14 protein-coding genes and 3 tRNA genes are annotated in these 19,248 nt (G+C 69.6%); 6 read left to right on the top strand and 11 right to left on the bottom strand.

The genetic code is table 11. The features are described 5' to 3' along the window. Positions 1-11: 11 nt before the first annotated feature. The 4 genes from AC1DQF_RS13360 to AC1DQF_RS13345 form a co-directional block, all read right to left on the bottom strand. Positions 12-1,391 carry a vWA domain-containing protein gene (locus AC1DQF_RS13360; RefSeq protein WP_477525708.1) on the bottom strand — a complete coding sequence of 460 codons (1,380 nt, stop codon included), beginning with the start codon at positions 1,389-1,391 and terminating at the stop codon, positions 12-14. A 132-nt stretch (positions 1,392-1,523) separates the two neighbouring features. Beyond that, positions 1,524-2,393, bottom strand: coding sequence for an AAA family ATPase (locus AC1DQF_RS13355; protein WP_477525707.1), 870 nt, complete (start codon positions 2,391-2,393; stop codon positions 1,524-1,526). A 226-nt stretch (positions 2,394-2,619) separates the two neighbouring features. Further along, a tRNA-Ser gene (locus tag AC1DQF_RS13350) sits at positions 2,620-2,707 on the bottom strand. Positions 2,708-2,761: 54 nt separating this feature from the next. Beyond that, positions 2,762-3,133 carry a hypothetical protein gene (locus AC1DQF_RS13345; protein ID WP_477525706.1) on the bottom strand — a complete coding sequence of 124 codons (372 nt, stop codon included), beginning with the start codon at positions 3,131-3,133 and terminating at the stop codon, positions 2,762-2,764. Between the two features lie 105 nt (positions 3,134-3,238). Here AC1DQF_RS13345 and AC1DQF_RS13340 point away from each other — a divergent pair, with 105 nt between their 5' ends. The 3 genes from AC1DQF_RS13340 to AC1DQF_RS13330 all read left to right on the top strand — a co-directional run bounded on the left by AC1DQF_RS13340 (position 3,239) and on the right by AC1DQF_RS13330 (position 4,178). Further along, complete coding sequence (locus AC1DQF_RS13340) at positions 3,239-3,688, top strand: hypothetical protein (protein WP_477525705.1); 450 nt, start codon at positions 3,239-3,241, stop codon at positions 3,686-3,688. Between the two features lie 77 nt (positions 3,689-3,765). Beyond that, a tRNA-Ser gene (locus tag AC1DQF_RS13335) sits at positions 3,766-3,859 on the top strand. A gap of 187 nt (positions 3,860-4,046) precedes the next feature. Further along, on the top strand, positions 4,047-4,178 hold the full coding sequence (locus AC1DQF_RS13330) for a hypothetical protein (protein WP_477525704.1): 132 nt from the start codon (positions 4,047-4,049) through the stop codon (positions 4,176-4,178). A 36-nt stretch (positions 4,179-4,214) separates the two neighbouring features. Here the strand turns inward: AC1DQF_RS13330 and AC1DQF_RS13325 are convergent, their stop codons facing one another. From AC1DQF_RS13325 to AC1DQF_RS13300, 6 genes are all read right to left on the bottom strand, one after another. After that, a complete protein-coding gene (locus AC1DQF_RS13325) occupies positions 4,215-5,225 on the bottom strand; it encodes a TrmB family transcriptional regulator (RefSeq protein WP_477525703.1) in 1,011 nt (336 codons plus the stop codon). 95 nt (positions 5,226-5,320) lie between these two features. Next, the gene (locus AC1DQF_RS13320) at positions 5,321-7,159 is read right to left on the bottom strand and encodes a phosphoenolpyruvate carboxykinase (GTP) (protein ID WP_477525702.1); all 1,839 of its coding nucleotides are present in this window, start codon (positions 7,157-7,159) and stop codon (positions 5,321-5,323) included. Positions 7,160-7,390: 231 nt separating this feature from the next. After that, positions 7,391-7,618 (bottom strand): hypothetical protein, encoded by a 228-nt coding sequence (locus tag AC1DQF_RS13315; protein ID WP_477525701.1) that lies wholly within the window; start codon positions 7,616-7,618, stop codon positions 7,391-7,393. A gap of 1 nt (position 7,619) precedes the next feature. Beyond that, on the bottom strand, positions 7,620-9,047 hold the full coding sequence (locus AC1DQF_RS13310; protein ID WP_477525700.1) for a glycosyltransferase family 2 protein: 1,428 nt from the start codon (positions 9,045-9,047) through the stop codon (positions 7,620-7,622). Positions 9,048-9,121: 74 nt separating this feature from the next. After that, a complete protein-coding gene (locus tag AC1DQF_RS13305) occupies positions 9,122-11,335 on the bottom strand; it encodes a putative bifunctional diguanylate cyclase/phosphodiesterase (RefSeq protein WP_477525699.1) in 2,214 nt (737 codons plus the stop codon). 118 nt (positions 11,336-11,453) lie between these two features. Beyond that, positions 11,454-13,295, bottom strand: coding sequence for a phosphoenolpyruvate carboxykinase (GTP) (locus AC1DQF_RS13300; protein ID WP_477525698.1), 1,842 nt, complete (start codon positions 13,293-13,295; stop codon positions 11,454-11,456). Positions 13,296-13,506: 211 nt separating this feature from the next. Here AC1DQF_RS13300 and AC1DQF_RS13295 point away from each other — a divergent pair. The 3 genes from AC1DQF_RS13295 (at position 13,507) to AC1DQF_RS13285 (ending at position 15,263) form a co-directional block, all read left to right on the top strand. After that, a tRNA-Arg gene (locus AC1DQF_RS13295) sits at positions 13,507-13,579 on the top strand. 221 nt (positions 13,580-13,800) lie between these two features. Next, positions 13,801-14,025, top strand: a complete 225-nt coding sequence (locus tag AC1DQF_RS13290; RefSeq protein ID WP_477525697.1) for a helix-turn-helix domain-containing protein — start codon at positions 13,801-13,803, stop codon at positions 14,023-14,025. Next, positions 14,022-15,263 (top strand): tyrosine-type recombinase/integrase, encoded by a 1,242-nt coding sequence (locus AC1DQF_RS13285; RefSeq protein WP_477525696.1) that lies wholly within the window; start codon positions 14,022-14,024, stop codon positions 15,261-15,263. The genes AC1DQF_RS13290 and AC1DQF_RS13285 overlap by 4 nt, the downstream gene beginning before the upstream one ends. A gap of 1 nt (position 15,264) precedes the next feature. Here the strand turns inward: AC1DQF_RS13285 and AC1DQF_RS13280 are convergent, their stop codons facing one another. Next, positions 15,265-19,143, bottom strand: a complete 3,879-nt coding sequence (locus tag AC1DQF_RS13280; RefSeq protein ID WP_477525695.1) for an AAA domain-containing protein — start codon at positions 19,141-19,143, stop codon at positions 15,265-15,267. Between the last annotated feature and the right edge of the window lie 105 nt (positions 19,144-19,248).

Here is a 19,248-nt window from a genome sequence, read left to right as displayed (position 1 = left end):
CTCGGTCGGCGTCAGAGGATGTCGTGCACGAACTCGCCCAGCTGGGCGAGGTTGCGGCACTCGACCATCGGCACGATCTCGCCGTAGGCGCGGGCGGCACTGTCGCCCGTGCCCCAGTGCCGGGTGTGCTCGGGGTTGAGCCACCAGGCGTGCCGGGCCGAGCCGGCCAGCTCGCGCAGGGTGTCCAGGGCCAGGTCGCTGTGGTTGGAGCGAGCGTCGCCCAGGACCAGCAGCGAGGTCCGGGGACCCAGTGCGTCCGCGTGCTCCTCGGCGAAGGTCGTGAGCGCGCGGCCGTAGTTCGTGCGCCCCCACCGCGCCGCGTGGGCGGTGCTGGCCGCGAGGTTCTCCATCACCTCCACGACGTCGCCACCGGGAGTGAAGTGGTGGGTGACCTCGTGGACCTGGTCGACGAAGGTGAAGGCGCGCACCTTGTGGAACTGCTCGCGCAGGGCGTAGACGAGCAGCAGCGTGAACTGCGCGAAGCTGGCCACCGAGCCGCTGACGTCGCACAGGACCACGAGCTCGGTGCGGTGCGGTCGCTTGGGGCGGTGGTGGGTCCTGAGGGGCACGCCGCCGGTGGCCAGCGACGCCCGCACGGTGCGCCGGAAGTCCAGGGCACCCCGCCGACGCGCGTGCTGCTCCTTGGTGAGCCGTACGGCGAGCCGCCGGGCCAGCGGGTAGATCTCGCGACGCATCTCCTCCAGGTCCGAGCGCCGCGCCGCGGTGAAGTCGAGGCGGTCGATGGTGGGGCGCAGCACGACGTCGGCCACGTGCCGCGCACCCTTCTCCTCGGCCAGGCGCCGGCGGGCGTCGGCCTCGACGAGCCGGGTGAAGGCACCGACCCGCGCGCCCGCGACCCGCTCGGCGTCGGAGGCGTCCCGACCCGCGCCCAGCAGGCCGGCGACCAGCTGCTGCACGAGGTCCTGGGGCGTCACCCGCTGCAGCGCCGTGTACGCCGACCAGCTCGACAGGCCCGGACCCCGTCCGGGCATCGCGCCGAAGCGCGCCATCGCCTCGACGGCCAGGTCCTGCACACGCTCGTCGTCGCCGGCCTCGAGGGCCGCCGTCAGCTCCTCGCGGAACCTCGTGAGGGCCGCGGCGTTGTCGCGCACTCCCCCCGTCGCGGCGTCCGCCCCGTCGGGACCGGGGTCGCGGGCGGCGCCCTCCCCCACCAGCCGCGGGTAGTAGAGGTCGAAGACGGCGTCGAAGGTGACCCGCTGCGACTGCTTCTTGACCACCGTCGCGGCGTACGCCGTCCGCACCACCTCGCGGTCGTGCCAGCCGATCCGCTCCAGGGCGGCGATCGCGTCCAGGCCCTCGGCGAGCGAGACCGCCAGTCCCGCGGAACGGAGGGCCTCGACGAAGCCGAGGTGGGTGTCGAGCAGGGTCATCGTCGGGTCGGGGTCATCGTCGGGTCGGGGTCATCGTCGGGTCGGGGTCATCGTCGGGTCGGGGTCATCGTCGGGTCGGGGTCATCGTCGGGTCGGGGTCATCGTCGGGTCGGGGTCATCGTCGGGTCGGGGTCATCGGGAGGCGGCGAGCCGGAGCTCCCTGGTGGCCCGGTCGTGGTCGGAGGAGTGCTTGAGGACCACGCCGAGCGTGCGGCGTACGGCCTCCTCGTCCAGGTCGTCGATCTCGAGCGCGATCAGGGTGCGCGCCCAGTCCACCGACTCGGCGATGGAGGGGGCCTTCTTGAGCTCGAGCCCGCGCAGCCGGGCGACCACCTCGACGAGCTGGGTGGCGACCTTGTCGGGGAGACCGGGAACCTGGGAGACCACGATCTCCCGCTCCCTCTCCGAGTCCGGGTAGTCGAGGTGCAGGAACAGGCAACGCCGCTTGACCGCCTCGGAGAGCTCCCGGGTCGCGTTGGAGGTGAGCACCACGAACGGGCGACGCGTCGCGGTCACCGTGCCGAGCTCGGGGATGGTCACCTGGAAGTCCGAGAGCACCTCCAGCAGCAGCCCCTCGACCTCGACGTCGGTCTTGTCGACCTCGTCGACCAGCAGCACCGTCGGCTCCTCGCGACGGATCGCGGTCAGCAGCGGGCGGGTCAGCAGGAACTCGTCGGTGAAGATGTCGTCGTGGGTCTCGTCCCACCCCTGGTCGCCGGCCGCCTGGATGCGCAACAGCTGCTTCTTGTAGTTCCACTCGTAGAGCGCACGGGCCTCGTCCAGGCCCTCGTAGCACTGCAGCCGCACCAGCTCGGCGCCGCAGGCCCGGGCCACCGCCTTGGCCAGCTCGGTCTTGCCGACGCCCGCGGGACCCTCGACCAGGAGCGGCTTCTCCAGCGCCCCGGCGAGGTACGCCGTGGTGGCCGTCGCCGCGTCGGCCAGGTAGCCGGTCGCGTGCAGGCGGGCGGAGGCATCGGCGGGGCTTGCGAACCAGGGGGACACGCACGCGAGCCTACGGGTGGCCCGCCGGGTGTCGCTGGGTGTCGCTGGAGAGCGGTGGCCCAGCCACCTTCCGGTGGCGAGGAATGTGGCTGCCCGACCGCCCATGGGCGCGGCGTGCGTCGGCATGCCAGGGAGCGGTGGCCCAGCCACCTACCGGTGGCGAGGAATGTGGCTGCCCGACCGCCCACGGCTCGCTCCGCCCACCGCCCACGGCGCTCACCTTGGTTGGCAGAGGGGGCGGGATTCGAACCCGCGGTAGGTCTCCCTACGACCGCTTTCAAGGCGGTTCCGATCGGCCGCTCCGGCACCCCTCCTCGMGCCGTCCGGAGACGGCACGGTGAGCATTCTAGGAGGCGTGGCGCGACGCGCTACTCGGAGCCGCCGAACTCCATCTCCACGTCGTCGTACGCAAGGTCGCGGAGCTTCTGGAAGTGCCGGTCGATGTCGGCGAGCAGGCGCAGCAGCGCCTCGCGGACCTGGGTCACGTCAGGGCTCTCGAGCACCTGGGGTCCGATCTCGCCCATCCGGGCGATCAGCGAGGTGCGCTCGCGCAGGGCCGCGGTGCCGCGGGCGGCCAGCCAGGCGTCGTCGGGGTGCTCGGACTCACGGATCAGCACCTCGCGCACGTCGGCCAGGCGTTGGCGGATCGTCCAGCGCCAGTTGCCCAGCGCGATGCCGGGCTCGGGCGGGGCGTCGAGGGCGCGGTGCAGGGCGCTCATCGCCGTCGCAGCACTGGACATGGCACCCTTCCCGACCCGTCGGACCCACTCGAGTGTGGACCCGGGCAGACGCACCGTACAAGGGCCAACTGGCGATCCGGGCGCCGGATGAGGTGCAATCGTCCCGTGCCGTCCGACTATCGACTCGCCCCCGCCGTCACTGCCCGCGTGATGGGGGTCGTGCTGGTCCTCATCGCCCTGATGGTCTTTGCGGCCACCGCAGCCGTGGCGTTCCTCGACCTGCACACGGCGGTGCTGCTGGTCCCGGCGGTGCTGGCCATCGTCGTGCTCGTCGCGGCGACCTTCGCGATCGGTGGCCGGGGCTGGGTCGTGCGCCTCGGGGACGAGGGCTACCAGGTGCAGTGGGTCCGTGGCGTGGGCGTGGCCGCGGCCCGGTGGAAGGACGTCGAGGACGCGGTGACCACCACCCGGGCCGGCTCGCCGTGCGTCGTCCTGCGCCTGCGCAACGGGGGTACGACGACCATCCCGGTGGACGTGCTGGCCGGCGACCGCGAGGCGTTCGTCCGCGACCTGCAGCGCCACCTCACCGACGGACAGGGCCTGCGTCCGCTGTGATCCGATGCCGGACCGGACCTGATTCGGCAGATCCCGTCGGGTCCTTGTAGCCTGTGCGGGCTCGTCTCGGCGAGCGTGGAGGCGTCGCCTAGTCCGGTCTATGGCGCCCGCCTGCTAAGCGGGTTTGGGGCTACAACCCCATCGAGGGTTCAAATCCCTCCGCCTCCGCCATCCTCTCTGGCCTCCCTCAGCGGGGGCCAGAGTGCATTTCGGGGCCGCATGGCCGTGGTGGAGCGAGAATTGCACAAGTCTGCAATGCACACACTTGCACCTCCGACCATGGTGACGCTCGGGCACGGATCCGGGAGAATGATCGTTCGTGGTCCCCCCGGACCCACAGACAAGAGGGTGAATGACCATGACTGCACGACGCATCGCTGCGGCACTTCTGACCGCTGCCCTGACCATCGGGGTCGGCGCCATCGGCACCACCAGCGCCTCTGCGCTGCAGGACACCACCTGGCCCTCCGGGTCGCGCCCCCTTCCCTGATCGACTCCCTCCCCCCCGGGCGAAGCGGACCGTGACTCAGTCGCGGTCCGTTTCGGCGTGTGGCTCCGTATCGTTGCCGGTGACGCCGAGCCGGCCCATCTCGTAGCCCAGCTGGAACCGCGTGTCGACCTGGAACTCGTGCTTCAGGTCGGAGACGTACGCCGCGTAGGTGCGCGGGCTGACCCCCAACCGCTTGGCGCCGACGGGATCCGCGTGCCCGCCGACGAGCATCCGGATCGTCATCGCCCGCTGCTCGGCCGCGATGTCGCGCACCAGCGGGGTGTCACGGTTGGTGAACGGCCGGCCCCGCTCCCACGACCGCTCGAAGATGTCGGCGAGGTAGTGCACCAGCGACGGCTCGCGGACGGCGAGCGCCGTGCGCTCCTCGGAGCCCGGCACGATGGCCAGCCGGCGGTCCACCACGATCAGCCGGTTGAAGAACTCGTCGAGGGTCCGCACCTGGGCGCCCTCGGCGGTGACGGCCGCGACGTACTTGTGCGTGGCCGAGCTGCGCCGTGCGGCGTGCTGGTAGAGCGTGCGCATGGTGACGCCGCGTCGCAGCGCACCCACCTCGCGCTCGATGGCCTGGGGCAGCTGCTCCATCGCCCGGCCCGTCTGCGGCTGAGCCGTGAGCAGCTCGCGGGTGGCGTCCGCGACCGCTGAGGTGATGTACGGCGCGATGGCCTCACCGCGCAGCTCGATGAAGGGGCCCTTGACCGACCCCGGGGACTGCCGCCAGGTCTGGGACAGGCCGCTGAAGGCCTGTGCCCACTGGGCGGACTCAGAGATCAGCTCGGCGCCCTGCTGGCCGAGGGGGGCGACCACGCGGGACTGGACGGTCGCCGGGTCGACGGCGAGCCAGGTCTCGTCGAGCTCGTCGAGGGTGACCAGGCCGAGCTCCACGAGCAGGTCGAAGGCCTGGCGGTCCGGGCCACCGTCGGCGATGCGCGGGTCCGACCTCGACAGGCCGGCCTGGGTCGCGATCTCCTCGTACAGCCCCGTGGCAGCGGACTCGAAGAGCGAGCGCTCCTGCGGGCCGAAACTCATCCTCCACCGCCTCCCTGTGGTCGCGGGCGATCCTTCCACACGCCGCGGACGGGGCAGGCCCCCGGACGGGCCTGCCGTGATGATCGTCGGGGCGGTCAGGCGCCGAGACGCTCCTTGAGCCCGTCGAGCTCGGTCCACAGCACGGCCGGGAGGTCGTCGCCGAACTTCTCGAACCACTCCTGGATCTGCGGGATCTCGGCCTTCCACTCCTCGGCGTCGACGGCCAGCGCGGCCTCGATCGCCTCGGGCGTCATGTCGAGGCCCTCGATGTCGAGGGATCCCGGTGCGGGCACGTGGCCGATCGGGGTCTCGACCGCGGCGGCCTGGCCCTCGAGGCGCTCGATGACCCACTTGAGGACGCGGCTGTTCTCGCCGAACCCGGGCCACAGGAAGCCGCCCTCGTCGTCGCGACGGAACCAGTTGACGTAGAAGATGCGGGGCATCTTCGACGCGTCGTTGTCCTTGCCCATGTTGATCCAGTGGCTGAAGTAGTCCCCGGCGTTGTAGCCGATGAACGGCAGCATGGCCATCGGGTCGCGACGCACCACGCCGACGGCGCCGACGGCGGCCGCCGTGGTCTCCGACGAGAGGGTGGCGCCCATGAAGGTGCCGTGGGTCCAGTCGCGGGCCTCGGTCACCAGCGGGATGGTGGTCTTGCGGCGACCACCGAAGAGGATGGCGTCGATCGGCACGCCGCGCGGGTCGTCGTACTCCGCCGCGAGCATGTCGCACTGCTTGATGGGCGTGCAGTAACGGCTGTTGGGGTGGCTGGAGAGCTCCTCGGACTCGGGGGTCCAGGGCTCGCCCTTCCACGACGTGGCCTTCGCGGGCGTGTTCTCGAGGCCCTCCCACCAGACGTCGCCGTCCTCGGTGAGCGCGACGTTGGTGAACACCGAGTTGCCCTTGTTGATGGTGGCCATCGCGTTGGGGTTGGTGTGCTCGTTGGTGCCGGGGGCGACGCCGAAGAAGCCGAACTCCGGGTTGACCGCCCACAGACGGCCGTCGTCGCCGATGCGCATCCACGCGATGTCGTCGCCGATCGCCTCGACCTTCCAGCCGGGGATGGTCGGCTTGAGCATGGCGAGGTTGGTCTTGCCGCAGGCGCTCGGGAAGGCCGCCGCGACGTACTTGGTGACGCCGTGCGGCGAGGTGAGCTTGAGGATGAGCATGTGCTCGGCCATCCAGCCCTCGTCGCGCGCGATGACGCTGGCGATGCGCAGGGCGTAGCACTTCTTGCCCAGCAGCGCGTTGCCGCCGTACCCGGAGCCGAAGCTCCAGATCATCCGCTCCTCGGGGAACTGGACGATGTACTTGGTGTCGTTGCAGGGCCACGAGACGTCCGCCTGGCCCTCGGCCAGCGGCATGCCCACCGAGTGCAGCGCGGGCACCCACTTGACGTCCGCACCGATCTCCTCGATCTTGCGCAGGACCTCGGTGCCCATCCGGGCCATGACGCGCATCGAGACCGTGACGTACGCCGAGTCGGTGATCTCGACGCCGAACATCGGGTGCTCGGCCTCGAGGTGGCCCATGACGAACGGGATGACGTACATCGTGCGGCCCTTCATGCAGCCGGCGTACAGCCCGCGCATGAGGTCCTTCATCTCGTTCGGGTCCATCCAGTTGTTGGTGGGCCCGCAGTCCTTCTCGTCCACCGAGCAGATGTAGGTGCGGTCCTCGACGCGCGCCACGTCGGTGGGGTCGGAGGCCGCGTGGAACGAGTTGACCTTGATCTCGGGGTTGAGGCGGGTGAACGTGCCGGTGGCCTCGAGGGCCGCGGTCAGCTCGGTCCACTCCTCGTCGGAGCCGGTGCACCAGTGGATGGCGTCGGGCTGCGTCAGCGCAGCCGTCTCGGTGACCCAGTCCAGGATGCCCTGGTGGGTGGTGGGCACCCCGCTGGTGGTGGAGGTGGGGGCGTCGGTGGTGGCGGTCATGCGGTGGATCCCTCTCGCGCATTCGCGGCGTACGCCCCCGTGCTGGTGGGCGTCGCCGGCCGTCGAGCGTATCGACGGAGGTGTCGGTGGTAAGCCCGGCTCCATTGCCCGGCCCCGTGCGGGTGCGGCGAGGCTAACCTCGCGCTCAGCGCGGCTCATATTGGATCGATCCATCGGTGAGAGCCAGGTCACAGGCGCCCGTCGACCCGGGCGCACGGCGACGTGCGGCCGTCAGATCGGGGCGTCGGGGTCGATGCTGCGGGTCTCGCTGCGCCGGTTGCGGGACTCGAGCACGTCGCTCAGGTAGAGCTTGGGGAGCACCTTCGCGACCGCCAGGGTCACGTAGACGATGGTGTTGATCGCCACGAACGCCGCCAGCACGGCGACGACCTCCTGGCGCAGCAGGCTCTCGGGGAGCAGCAGGCCCATGGGGACCAGGTCGACTGTCACGAGGGCCACGTCAGTGCTCCATCCGGGCGCCGGACTCGGTCTGTACGACGTGCTTCCACGTCGCCTGCCGGGCCAGCGAGAGGTCCCAGATGCCCTTGACGTAGACCACGTTGAGGAACATCGCGTAGAAGAGCTCGGGGAAGAGGGACAGCCCCAGGAGTCGGGCCTTCCAGCCGCCGCGCCAGACGGTGACGACGCGCTCGACGGTGAAGACGAGACCGATGCCGATCCAGAACGGGAACCACACCCAGGTGGAGGTGGCCAGCACCATCAGCAGGATGAGCGTGAGGTAGGCGCCGAGGGCGATGACGCCGTAGCCGATGCCGAGCTGCTGCATCCAGTAGCGGAACGTCTGGGGGCGCAGCCCGTAGGCGCCGAGGTTCTCCAGCGCTCCCCGCTGCCAGCGCAGCCGCTGGGCCCACAGGGCGCTCCACGACGGCATCACCTCGGTCACCACCGTGCAGTCGGCCGGGGAGATCATCAGCGCGCCGAGCGACTTGAGCGCGATCGTGAGCTCGTTGTCCTCGGTCAGGGCGATGGTGTCGTAGACGTCGCCCGGAACCCMGGGGAGGGTGGCGCCGCGCTCGGCGGCGACGGCGCGCAGGGCGCGGGGGCGGAAGACCGACGCGGTGCCGGTGAGGACGAAGACGCGGCCGCGGCGCCGGCGCAGGTCGCGCTGGTAGCGGGTGTACTCGTTGCGCTGGAACTGTCCGATGAGCCCGGCACCGTCCTCGCCGTAGAAGAGGCCCCCCACGGCCATCAGCCCACGGTCGTCGGCGAGCCGGCGCGCGGCCCCCTCGAGGAAGCCCGCGTCCAGGGTGGTGTCGGCATCCATCACCATGACGCAGTCGTTGTCCCCCAGGCCGGGCAGGACCATGCAGAGCGCCTGGTTGAGGCCACCCGCCTTCTTGTGCGCGTTGTCGACCGTCTCGAAGACGTCGACGCCGGCGTCCCACGCGAGCCGGACCGTGGCGTCGGTGCAGTTGTCGGCCACCACCACGACCCGGGCCGGGGGCAGCGACTGGGAGAGCAGCGAGGCGAGGGTCTCGGAGATGCACGACTCCTCGTTGTGGGCCGGGATGAGGACCGTGATGGTGACCGGGCCGGCGTACTCGCCGCGCGTCTCGGCCATCACCAGGCGGGGGGCCAGCGGCATCCGGTCGGGGTCCTCGCTGCGACGCGCCCGGGTCAGGAGCCGACGCTCGAGGGCGGCGACCCCGGCGGCCAGCATCAGCGCCACGCCCACCGCGGCCAGCAGGACTCGCGGCGCCGGCATCTCGGTGTCGTAGAAGACGCGCCAGATGCCGAACAGGAGGCCCTCGCTGGGCCGCTCCCCACGCGAGGGGTCACCGGCGGCGACCGCCGCCCACAGGGCGGCAGCCCCCAGGGCCGCGGTACCGATGATCGCCAGCCCGACCGAGCGCTGCAACCACTGCATCGGTCCCGAGTCTCCTGTCAGTGTGGTGGGTGGTCAGAGTGGTGGATGGTCCGCGGGGACGTGCACGACCGCGATCACTCCTGCGGGGCCGTGGCGAGGACGGACGGCATGAACTGGGCGACGAAGTCGTCGTAGGGCACCGGCTTGCCGATGAGGTAGCCCTGCGCGAAGTCCACGCCCTCCTCCCGGCACACCTCGAGGATGGCCGGCTCGGAGACGAACTCCGCCACCGTCCGCTTGCCGAGGTCGCGGGCGATGCCGACGATCGAGCGCATGATCGTGCGGTCCACCTGCGAGTGGTGCACCTGGGCGACGAACTCCCCGTCGATCTTCACGTAGTCGAAGAGCAGGTGCTTGAGGTAGTAGAAGGAGCCGAAGCCGGCACCGAAGTCGTCCAGGGCGAACGCGCAGCCGAGCTCGGTCATCCGCTCGGCGAAGGCCCGGGCCAGGGCCACGTCGGCGACGGCCGCCGTCTCGGTGATCTCCAGGATCAGCGCGGCCGGGTCCACGTCGTGGCGTGCGAGCGACTCCCGGATGGCCTGCTCGATGTCCGGGTGCCCGATGGAGTGACCGGAGAGGTTCACCTCGAGCTCGAACTCCGGATCGATGAGGCGCAGCTTGGCCAGCATGGCCATGCTGTGCTCGACCACCCAGGCATCGACCTGCGGCATCAGCCCGGTGCGCTCGGCGATGTAGACGAAGCGCGACGGCGGCACCAGCTCGTCCTCGTCGCGCAGCCGCAGCAGCACCTCGGCCGAGCTGATCCGGTCGTTGGCGAGGTTCATGATCGGCTGGAGGTGCAGCTCGAAGCGGTCCTTCTCCAGGGCCTCCTCGATGCGGCTCTGCCACTGGAGGCGGGCGGAGAACTTCGGCGGCCGCGTCTCGCCCTCGGGGAGGATCGCGACCTGGTTGCGGCCGGCCTCCTTGGCGTCGTACATCGTCATGTCGGCCAGGGCCAGGATGTCGGTGGCGTGCTCGCTGGCGGACCTGAAGGTGACCGCACCGACGCTGGCGGTGACCCGGCGGCGTACGCCGTCGAGGGTGGCGGCGTGCTCGCGGATGCGCTCGACGACGTCGCGACCGACCCGCTCCGCGGCGCTCTGGTCGCCGTCGGTCAGCAGCAGCGCGAACTCGTCGCCGCCGAGGCGGGCGACGACGTCGGTGTCGCGCACCGACCGGCGCAGGAGGCCGCCGATGGTGACCAGCAGCTGGTCGCCGGCGTTGTGGCCCAGGCTGTCGTTGACCTGCTTGAAGTTGTCGAGGTCGAGCAGCAGGACCGCGCCGCTCGAGCCGTAGCGCCGGCAGCGCTCGAGGTGGCGCTGGAGCTCGGTGTCGAAGCGGCGCCGGTTGGCCAGCCCGGTCAGCACGTCGTGGTCGACGAGGTGTGCGAGCCGGTCCTGGTAGCGACGGCGCTCGGAGACGTCGACGACGTTGACCAGCACGATGTCGGGCTCGTCGGAGCCGGGGCGGCGCAGCAGGCGGCTGCTCAGCCCCACGTGGATGTCCTGACCGCGGTAGTCGCGCAGCACGCAGTCGGAGGCGCTGGAGCGGGAGACGTCCTCGAAGATGCGGGCCAGGTGGTCGGCGACCGAGGAGTCGTCCGGCGGGGCCAGCTCGGTGAGCCACACGCCCTCGAGCTCGTCGGGAGGCAGGCCGACGATCCCGCACAGGGCCGCGTTGACGAACTGGATCCGGCCGGTGGTGTCGAGCACCGCGACCCCGTGCGGGGCGTCGAGGAACAGGCGCTCGCTCTGCTCGGTGGCCGTCCGGGCGGCGCGCGTCTCCCGCTCCATGCGCAGCACGATGCGCTGCACGACGCGGCCGAGCACCACCGCGATGGCGACCAGGAGGAGGGCGCGGCGCCAGTCCTCGATCGGGTAGCGGGGGGCGCCGATCAGCAGCACGGGCCCCAGGATCGTGGCTCCGGCGAGGAAGCTCGCGACGTACAGCTCGCGCTTGGAGCCGGTGATCGCCAGCCACAGGACCGGCACCAGGACCAGGACGGCCATCCCGGATGCCTGTCCCCCGCCCGCCTCACGGACGAGGAGGACGAAGACGAAGGTGAGGTAGGCGGCCGTGGGATCGACCCAGGTGCGCGGCTCGCGCCGGCTGCTCTCGATGAGCATGCCCATGATGACGAAGTAGACGACCGTCGCGCAGGCCAGCACGACCCAGGACACGTCGTACGGCGGCAGCAGCACCGCGAGCAGGCCGAGCCCGCAGACGACGCCGAAGGGGCGCATGAGTCGCAGGGAGGGGCGACGCCGGTCGAACCGGCTGTCGCTCACGTCCTTCGCTGTCCCGAGACCTGCCATGGTGTGACGACCCTAGCCGCTGACGGGTCGCCCACCGCGTCGACGGCCCCGGTCGTGGACCGGGGCCGTCGGCACTCGTCGCGTACGCCGCTCAGGCGCCGTCGTCCGCCAGCGCCTTGGCCACGCGGCGGTGGGCCTCCCAGATCGCCTCCGGCATCCGGTCGAACTGCTCGAGGTGCTCCTCGCGGTGGTCCATCTCCTCCTGCCAGCGGGCGTTGTCGATGGACAGGATGGTCGTGAGGTCCTCCGGCGTGATGTCGACGCCCTCGAGATTGAGCTCGTCCGCGGTCGGCACGATCCCCACAGGGGTCTGGCGACCGGTGACCTCGCCGTTGCGGAGCTGGAGCAGCCACAGCAGCGGGCGGAGGTTGTCGCGGTAGCCGGGCCACAGGAAGTGGCCGTCCTCAGGGTTGCGCTGGAACCAGTTGACGTGAGCGAAGATCGGCTGGTCGGTGGCGGCACCGACCACGTCGAGGTAGTGCTGCGCGTAGTCGCCCTCCCCGTAGGCCATGAACGGGCGGTTGGACATCGGGTCGTAGCGGAGCACGCCCTCCTTGCCCTCGGCCGCGGCGGTCGCCTCGGCGCCCAGGGTCAGGCCGTCGTAGACCCCCTCGGCCAGGTCGTGGATGGCCCGGATCAGCGGCTCGCGGTCGCGGGTGCGGCCCCCGAAGATGATCGCGTCGATCGGGACCCCGGAGGCGGCGTCGTAGTCGGTGGCGATGTTGGGGACGTTGTCGAGGGTCGTGGTGAAGCGGCTGTTGGGGTGCGCCCACGGGGAGGAGTCGCTGTCCTTGCGGTCGGCCAGCGGGGAGCCGGTCCAGTCGAGCCACCCGTGCACCTCCGGCGGCGGGGACGGGGTGCGGCCCTCCCACCAGACCTCGCCGGTCGTCGGGTTGTAGGCGACGTTGGTGAAGATGGCGTGCGTGCCCGGGTCGACGGAGTGCAGCGCGGTCGGGTTGGTGCGCTCGTTGGTGTCCTTGGCGACGCCGAAGACGCCGTACTCGGGGTTCATCCCCATCAGCCGGCCGGTCTCCTCGTGGACCCACAGCCACGCGATGTCGTCGCCGTAGAAGGACACGTGGTAGCGCTCGCCGAGCACGTCGGGGGCCAGCATCATCGCCAGGTTGGTCTTGCCCGAGGCACTCGGGAAGCCGCCGCAGATGTGGTAGTCCTTGCCGGTCTCGTTGTCGTGGATGCCGATGAGCATGTACTGCTCGGCGAGGAACTTCTTGCTGGCCCACCCGTCGTACGCACCCTGGCGCAGGCCGTGGGCGATCTTGCCGAGCAGCGCGTTGCCGCCGTACGACGACCCGAAGTGCAGGATCGTGCGCTCGTCGGCGACGGTGACGAAGTAGCGCTGGTCGTCGTCCGTGCCCTGGCCGAGGTTCTCCAGGTCGCCGGTCACGTGGACGGCGCGCACGAAGTGGTCGGGGTCCTCGAGGTCGTCGAGGAAGCGCGCGGCCACCCGCGACATCCGGATCATGTGCAGCACGACCGGTCGGGAGTCGGTGAGCTCGACGCCGGCGGCCCACGGGGCGAGCTCGTTGCCGGGGGGCGACATCAGGTAGGGGATGACGTACATCGTCTTGCCGGCGCTGGCACCGCGCATGCGGTCGTGCAGCATCGGCTTCATCTCCGAGGCCGGACGCCAGTTGTTGTAGACGCCCTTGTCCTTCTCGTCGTTCGTCGCGACGATCGTGCGCTCCTCGGAGCGGGCGGTGTCCTTGTAGTAGCTGCGCGAGTAGTAGCGGCCCTCTCCCGCGGGCTTGAGCTCGCCGGCCTCGAGCGCCTCCTGGATCAGGCGGGCGTCGTCGGCCGCGGTGACGACCTCGATCCGCTCGGCTCCGGTGAGCGCGGCGTACTCCGCCACGAACTCGCGGACCTTCGGGTTCTCGAGCCCCGCGGCGTCCAGGGCTGCCTCGACATCTGCCATCTGATCTGTGCCTCTCGTGAGGTGGACCGCGGGCGTCTCGACCGCCCCGGTCGCGCAACGTGCCGCCACCCTAACGATGGTCGCCGGATTGGAACGCTCCACTCCCGGACGGGTTCTGGGATCCACGTCACGTCGACCCGCAGGGGTGTGATTTCGGGTTGTCGGCCGTGGTCCGCTACTCTCATCCGGTCGCACTGTTCGCAGCCGACGGGCGCCTGTAGCTCAACGGATAGAGCATCTGACTACGGATCAGAAGGTTTGGGGTTCGAATCCCTACAGGCGCGCAGAACGAGAAACCGCAGGTCAGCCCGCTGACCTGCGGTTTTGTCGTTTCGCGACCCGCCAGCGGGTGAGAGCCCCCGCCGCCAGAGGTCGTCCTGGTGCAGGACCGGTGCAACAACGTCTCGGGGGCGTCGTGATCTTCGGGCGGCAGGCTGAAGTCATGTCCCAGCACCCCCATTTCGTCGGCGGCCGCAGCCTCGACATATCTGGCACAGGGCTGGTCATGCGAACACCACCGATCCTCCTGACCAAGCGCGAGACCGCGGCCACCCTGCGAGTCAGCGTCTCCACCATCGAGCGCATGCTCCGGCGCGGGGATCTCCCCCACGTGAAGATGAACTATGCGACCCGGATCCTGCGCAGGGACGTCGACGACTACATCGAGTCCCACCGCATCGACACCCGCCGCAGCGAGACCCCCGACACCTCCGGGGAGGGCGCAGCATGAGTCGCCCCCGCCAGGACCCGGCCCAGGCGACACCGACGCCGTACCAGGGCAAGGACGGCCTCTGGCACGTCTACGTCCCGATGGGGTGGCACCCCGACGGCCGCCCCGACCGCAAGCACTTGCGGCGCAAGACCCGCCGAGAGGTCGTCCGCGCGCAGCGCCGACTCGAGGCGCAGCGCGACCGAGGCGAGTACATCCACTCGAGCCAGGACACGACCCTCGGCTGGTGGGCGACCCACTGGCTCGACGACATCCTCCCGCTGGCCGGGCGCAAGGCCAAGACCATCGACGGCTACCGGTCCACGCTCCGGGTTCACGTCCTGCCCCATCTCGCCGGGATGAAGTTGAGCGCGCTGACCGCGGAGGTCATCCGCAGTCGCCTCATCGAGATGAAGCGCGCGGGCGCCAGCGCGCACACCGTCGCCGCCACCCACCGCGTCCTGCGATCCTGCCTGTCGGCCGCCGTGGACTCCGGCCGCCTGGCGGTGAACCCGGCGAAGAAGGTCAAGGTCGAGAAGCCCCCAGAGGTCGAGGTGGTGCCTCTCACCGTCGACGACGCGACGCGCATCCTCCGGACCGCCGCCGACCGACGCAACGGCGCCCGCTGGAGCGTCGCCCTGTCCCTGGGGCTCCGGCAGGGCGAAGCGCTTGGGCTGAAGTGGGCCGACCTGGACTTCGAGGCCGAGACCGTGGTCGTACGTCGCGCCTTGCGCCGCGAGACCGGCCGCCACGGCTGTGAGCCCGACGATGCAGGCCAGCCCACGTGTTGGACCAAGCAGGGAGGCCGTTGTCCCGAGCGGACCCAGGGCGGCCTCGTGGCCCGCACCCCGAAGAACAACAGGTCACGCACCATTCCGCTGCCGCCCGGCCTGGCTTCCCTCCTCCGCGCCCACAAGGCGGCTCAAGCCGCCGAACGCCTCCAGGCGGGCTTCCTGTGGAGCGACGAGGACTGGATCTTCGCCACCGAGTTCGGCGCGCCCATCGATCCCCGACGCGACTGGGCTGAGTGGAAGGAGGTGCTGCGTCTCGCCGGCGTTCGTGACGCTCGCGTCCACGACGCCCGCCACACTGCCGCGACCTTGCTCCTCGCCAACGGTGTCGACACCCGGACGCTCATGGACCTCATGGGATGGACCGAGCACCGGACCGCCCAGCGCTACGCCCACGTCATCGACCCGATGCGCCGGGAAGCCATGGCGCGGATGGGTGGGGTGCTGTTCGGACGGGCAGAGACCTGACTCAGCGCTGATGTACTTCTAAGACTTGGATGCCGTTGAGAACACGCTCCGCTGCCACCTGCAGCCGAGTGGCGTAGCTACGCTCCGACTCGTCACCGTTCAACGCAAGCGGGAGCTCGAACCAACAGTTGCGGATGCCATCTTTGGGCACAGGCCTGCGCCAGCCGGTCGAAACGAGCTTCTCGGCGAGTGCCGCGTCAAACGATTCGTCGTACCCCTGTCCATCGCCCGCCTCGACGTACAGGCCCCTCTCGCGATCGCCCTGCCACTGGATGTACCCGCCATTCACGTCGAATCCGCCCGTGCCACTCGACTGGATTGCATCGGCCAGCATCGCTGCAATCTCCACGACTCCGAGGTCGCCGTCGGAATCAGTGGGATCGTCCGAAGGGGGCGCGGCCGCCGCAATCTCGCTGGACGCCGGCTGCTCCTGAGCGGTCGCCACGACATCCTCGATCGGGAGCGAGTCATGTACCGCTTCGAGTCGAGCGCGAACGTTGGCCCCTAGTCTGGTGATTCCAAACAGCTCCGCAGTCGCGCGAAGCAAGTCGTCAACCAGGTTCAAGTCGTACTCATCGAGCACCGCGAGCATCGCGTTGGCGATCTCCTCCGGGGCAATCTCATCGAGGGATCGCGCACCGTCCTGTCCGGCGATGCGGAAACCGGCCCAGGCCTCGGGGTCGAGGTGTGTCGGCCAAGCAAAATCGCCGAGTCTTCGGTTCTTGCGTACCTGCCCCCGTGGGACCAGCTTGATGATGCTGTCGGCACGTGCCGAGCGGACCGCGTTGAGACCAAAGCGTCGCGCAACGATGCGAGCAAGTCGCCCCAGCTCGACGGGTCCTTCGGTCTCGATGACGTCGCGTACCTGATCGCGCACAGTCGCCGCGGCCGTGCGATCAGGCAGGCGGTCGAGGGTCTCCTTCGAGCCGACCACACTGGTGTGAGCGGGCTGGAACTCGGCTATGGCATCGGTGTCCGTCTGCGCTGCGTGAGTACCAGACGGAGTGACGGGGACGGGCGTCGACGGCGCGGGAGGCATCGAAGYCGCAGGGGTTTCAAACTGTTCCTGCGACAGGAAGGGCACCGCGGACTCGGGGTCCAGAGGTTCCGGAGGGGTCCGCGATGCCGCGATGTCCAAGTTCGACTCGCCGTCACCCTCGGCGTTCGTGCGCATTGATTCTGAAGGGAGATCCCACTCGGTCTCCGAGGCGAGGCTCTGGACAGGCTCAGCAATCATCCCCGGCAAGGGATTCGAGGCAGACACCGTTCCCGCGGTGCTGCCGTCGAGGTGGGCCTCGGCTCGATCCACTTCCGCAACGACGTGGGCAATGACCTCGTCCCGATTCTGGAGCCACATCGGCCACCAGACGCGAGCAACGGTCGGCCAACCCATCAGGTTCTCAAGAACCTCAACAGGTAAGACGTCCCGATCGGACACCGTGCTGCGCTTCTTCCAACTCTCGCCATCGAGCAGGACCGGGAGGATCGGGCGATCTGGATATTCCGGTCGTGCGAGCACGAGGTCGAGCCGGAAATTGGACAGCCCGACGTCGGACATCACGTGCAGACCAGCGTCTTGCAGGGCCACAGCGATTTCATCACGGTGCCGATCCCGGATGGCAATACGGTGGGCGGTTTCTGCCTCATCGCTCTGAGAGCCGGCGGCCTGCGCGTCCATCAGGAACTGTTTGAGGTCCTTCGGTCCCTGGTACGTCGATCCGGAGACGTCGAGCTCGTTGGAGGCCGGGTTGAAGGAGCAGAACACCACGTTCTTTCGCCGCGCTCGGGTTACGGCGACGTTGAGCCGTCGCTCCCCACCAGCGTTGGAGAGTGGCCCGAAGTTGGTCGGGACCTTGCCGTTGGCCTGCTTGGAGAAGGCGACCGAGAAGACGACGACGTCCCGCTCATCGCCTTGGACCTGTTCGAGGGCCTTGACGAATAGGGCCTCGCCCCGACCCATCTTGGACTCGTCCAGGAGGTCGGCGATCTTGGTGTCGCCGCTTGCGTGCAACAGGTCCTCGATGAGCTGGCGCTGCTGCTCGTTGAAGGTCACGATGCCGACGGAGGGGAGCCGCTCGCTGGCATGGACGAGCTCGTGAATGTACTTCACGATCTCGACTGCCTCGAACGGGTTGGTGTTGGATCCCGCGGTGATCCCGTTTCCGAGGTCCACCTTCGCGGCGCCCGCTCGTAGGTACATGCCCTTGTCGCCGTTCTCAGGCCAATGCACCGGCCGGAACTCCAGACCTGTCTCGGAAGAGAGCAGGGTGGGAGTCGGGAAACTGCTCAGGTCACCCCGGTAGTACGTGCGATTGCTGAACGCGATCAGTGCCTCGTCCTGACTGCGGTAGTGCCAGCTAAGGCTGAGGGTAGGTACGCGGGCGAGCTCGCACTCGCTGAGGATTGACTCTTGATCCTCGACGATCTCCTCGGCATCGGGGTCGTCGATCTCGTCGTCGTCGAATGCACCACCCCCAACCTTGCGGGTGGGCGGCATCTGCTTGCTGTCACCAACGACGATGGCGGCACGGGCGCGGCCAAGCGCGCCGACCGCTTCGGGGACTGTGATCTGGGAAGCTTCGTCGAAGATGACGAGATCGAACTCCATGACGCCCGGTTCGATGAGGTCGACGACGGACGACGGACTGCACAACACGAGGGGCGTGAGTTCCTGGACGGCCTCGCCGTACTTCCGCAGGATCGGGCGGGTCCCGAGTTTCCGGGTGGTCTTTTCCAACTCCCGCGCAAGGCCGCCAGTGCGAGAGCCAAGGCCTCCAGCGCCCCTTCGCGCCATGATGCGCGCAGGGCCGTCCGTGACCCACTGTTTGCGGACCTCGGCTTGAGAATCGGAGTATGACGACACGCGCTGGTCGTGCGCGACGGCGTCGAAGCGATCGAGCCCCTCGGTGCTGATCCGCTCAGCGAGCGAGGCCTTTGCGACGCCTCGTGCGAGCGCATCCTCGGCGGTGTAGGCGGGAAGAGTGCCTTCGAGAAGCTCGACCCGTGCTTGGTCGAGCCCGGCGGAACGCATCGGCTCGAGCTTGCGTACGAGGGTGCACCAACGTTGAAGCGGGACGAGCCGCTCATATTCAACGTCGCGACGCCAGACGTCTTCGACCCGGCTCACCGCGGTCGTCAGTGTCGCACCGCTTCGCCATGCCTCGAAGTCCGCGTCCTGGATGACGATCTCATCGCAAAGGTTGCTCCATGATTCCGCGTAAGCACCGAGAGCCTCGGCCTGTCCAGCGAGATGGCCGGCGCGGGCAAGGTCATTGACGAGGTGAGTCCATTCACCTCCATCGCGGAGGCTCGCAGTTGCTTGAGTGAGTTCCTCGACCCGCGTGCGAGCGGCCGCGAGCGCACCGGGCACGAGCGCATTTTTCGGAACGGTCCTCGACAGACCTGGCGTGGCGGCGATCGACATCCGGACTTGTTCGTCTGCGTCTTGGACGTCAACGAGGTCGGACAGGATCGCCCCGACGTTCGAAGGGTGCAGGTCCAGCCCTGGTGGCGCCACTGCTGCTATCGGAGCGATCGCTGCCATCTGACGACCCTTGCGTCCCATGAAGCCGGACGCTGTGGCGGCGCCGAACTGCTTCGCGACTCCGCGAAGATCGAGTCCGAGCACGTCTGGTGCAAACCCGTGGAGCTTGGGGGTGCAGCCCTCAACCGCGCGCTCGCAGCCAGCGACCGTTTCGCCGGCGCGCGCTGGCCAACTCGATTGCAGCACGCCGGCCAGCTCGTCCCCGGAGGGGAAGGCGGGGTTCGCTGCCGCCGCGAGGGTGTTGAGTTGCGCGGGCCGGGTGACGGAGTCGAGCGCCAGGCGGAGCGCGCCGCCGAGCGAGTCCGACCACGCGAACCCCGCGAGGATGCCGCGCACTGCGCCACTCACCCGCTCGATGTCGAACGGGTCCCCGTTCCCCACACCGGCGAGCCGCCACGGGTGGCCAGGACGGACACCCGCTGCGGCTGTCCACCTTTGGAG

Source organism: Nocardioides sp. P4_G4 (assembly GCF_056401085.1).
Note: the sequence above shows the minus strand (reverse complement) of the source record. Positions and strands in the feature narration are given on the sequence as shown.

What these genes read in the sequence shown, in the direction of transcription:
- AC1DQF_RS13360 (WP_477525708.1), bottom strand. Translation starts at nt 1,391, where the DNA reads ATGACCCTGCTCGACACCCACCTCGGCTTCGTCGAGGCCCTCCGTTCC.
- AC1DQF_RS13345 (WP_477525706.1), bottom strand. Translation starts at nt 3,133, where the DNA reads ATGTCCAGTGCTGCGACGGCGATGAGCGCCCTGCACCGCGCCCTCGAC.
- AC1DQF_RS13330 (WP_477525704.1), top strand. Translation starts at nt 4,047, where the DNA reads ATGACTGCACGACGCATCGCTGCGGCACTTCTGACCGCTGCCCTGACC.
- AC1DQF_RS13325 (WP_477525703.1), bottom strand. Translation starts at nt 5,225, where the DNA reads ATGAGTTTCGGCCCGCAGGAGCGCTCGCTCTTCGAGTCCGCTGCCACG.
- AC1DQF_RS13320 (WP_477525702.1), bottom strand. Translation starts at nt 7,159, where the DNA reads ATGACCGCCACCACCGACGCCCCCACCTCCACCACCAGCGGGGTGCCC.
- AC1DQF_RS13300 (WP_477525698.1), bottom strand. Translation starts at nt 13,295, where the DNA reads ATGGCAGATGTCGAGGCAGCCCTGGACGCCGCGGGGCTCGAGAACCCG.
- AC1DQF_RS13290 (WP_477525697.1), top strand. Translation starts at nt 13,801, where the DNA reads ATGCGAACACCACCGATCCTCCTGACCAAGCGCGAGACCGCGGCCACC.
- AC1DQF_RS13285 (WP_477525696.1), top strand. Translation starts at nt 14,022, where the DNA reads ATGAGTCGCCCCCGCCAGGACCCGGCCCAGGCGACACCGACGCCGTAC.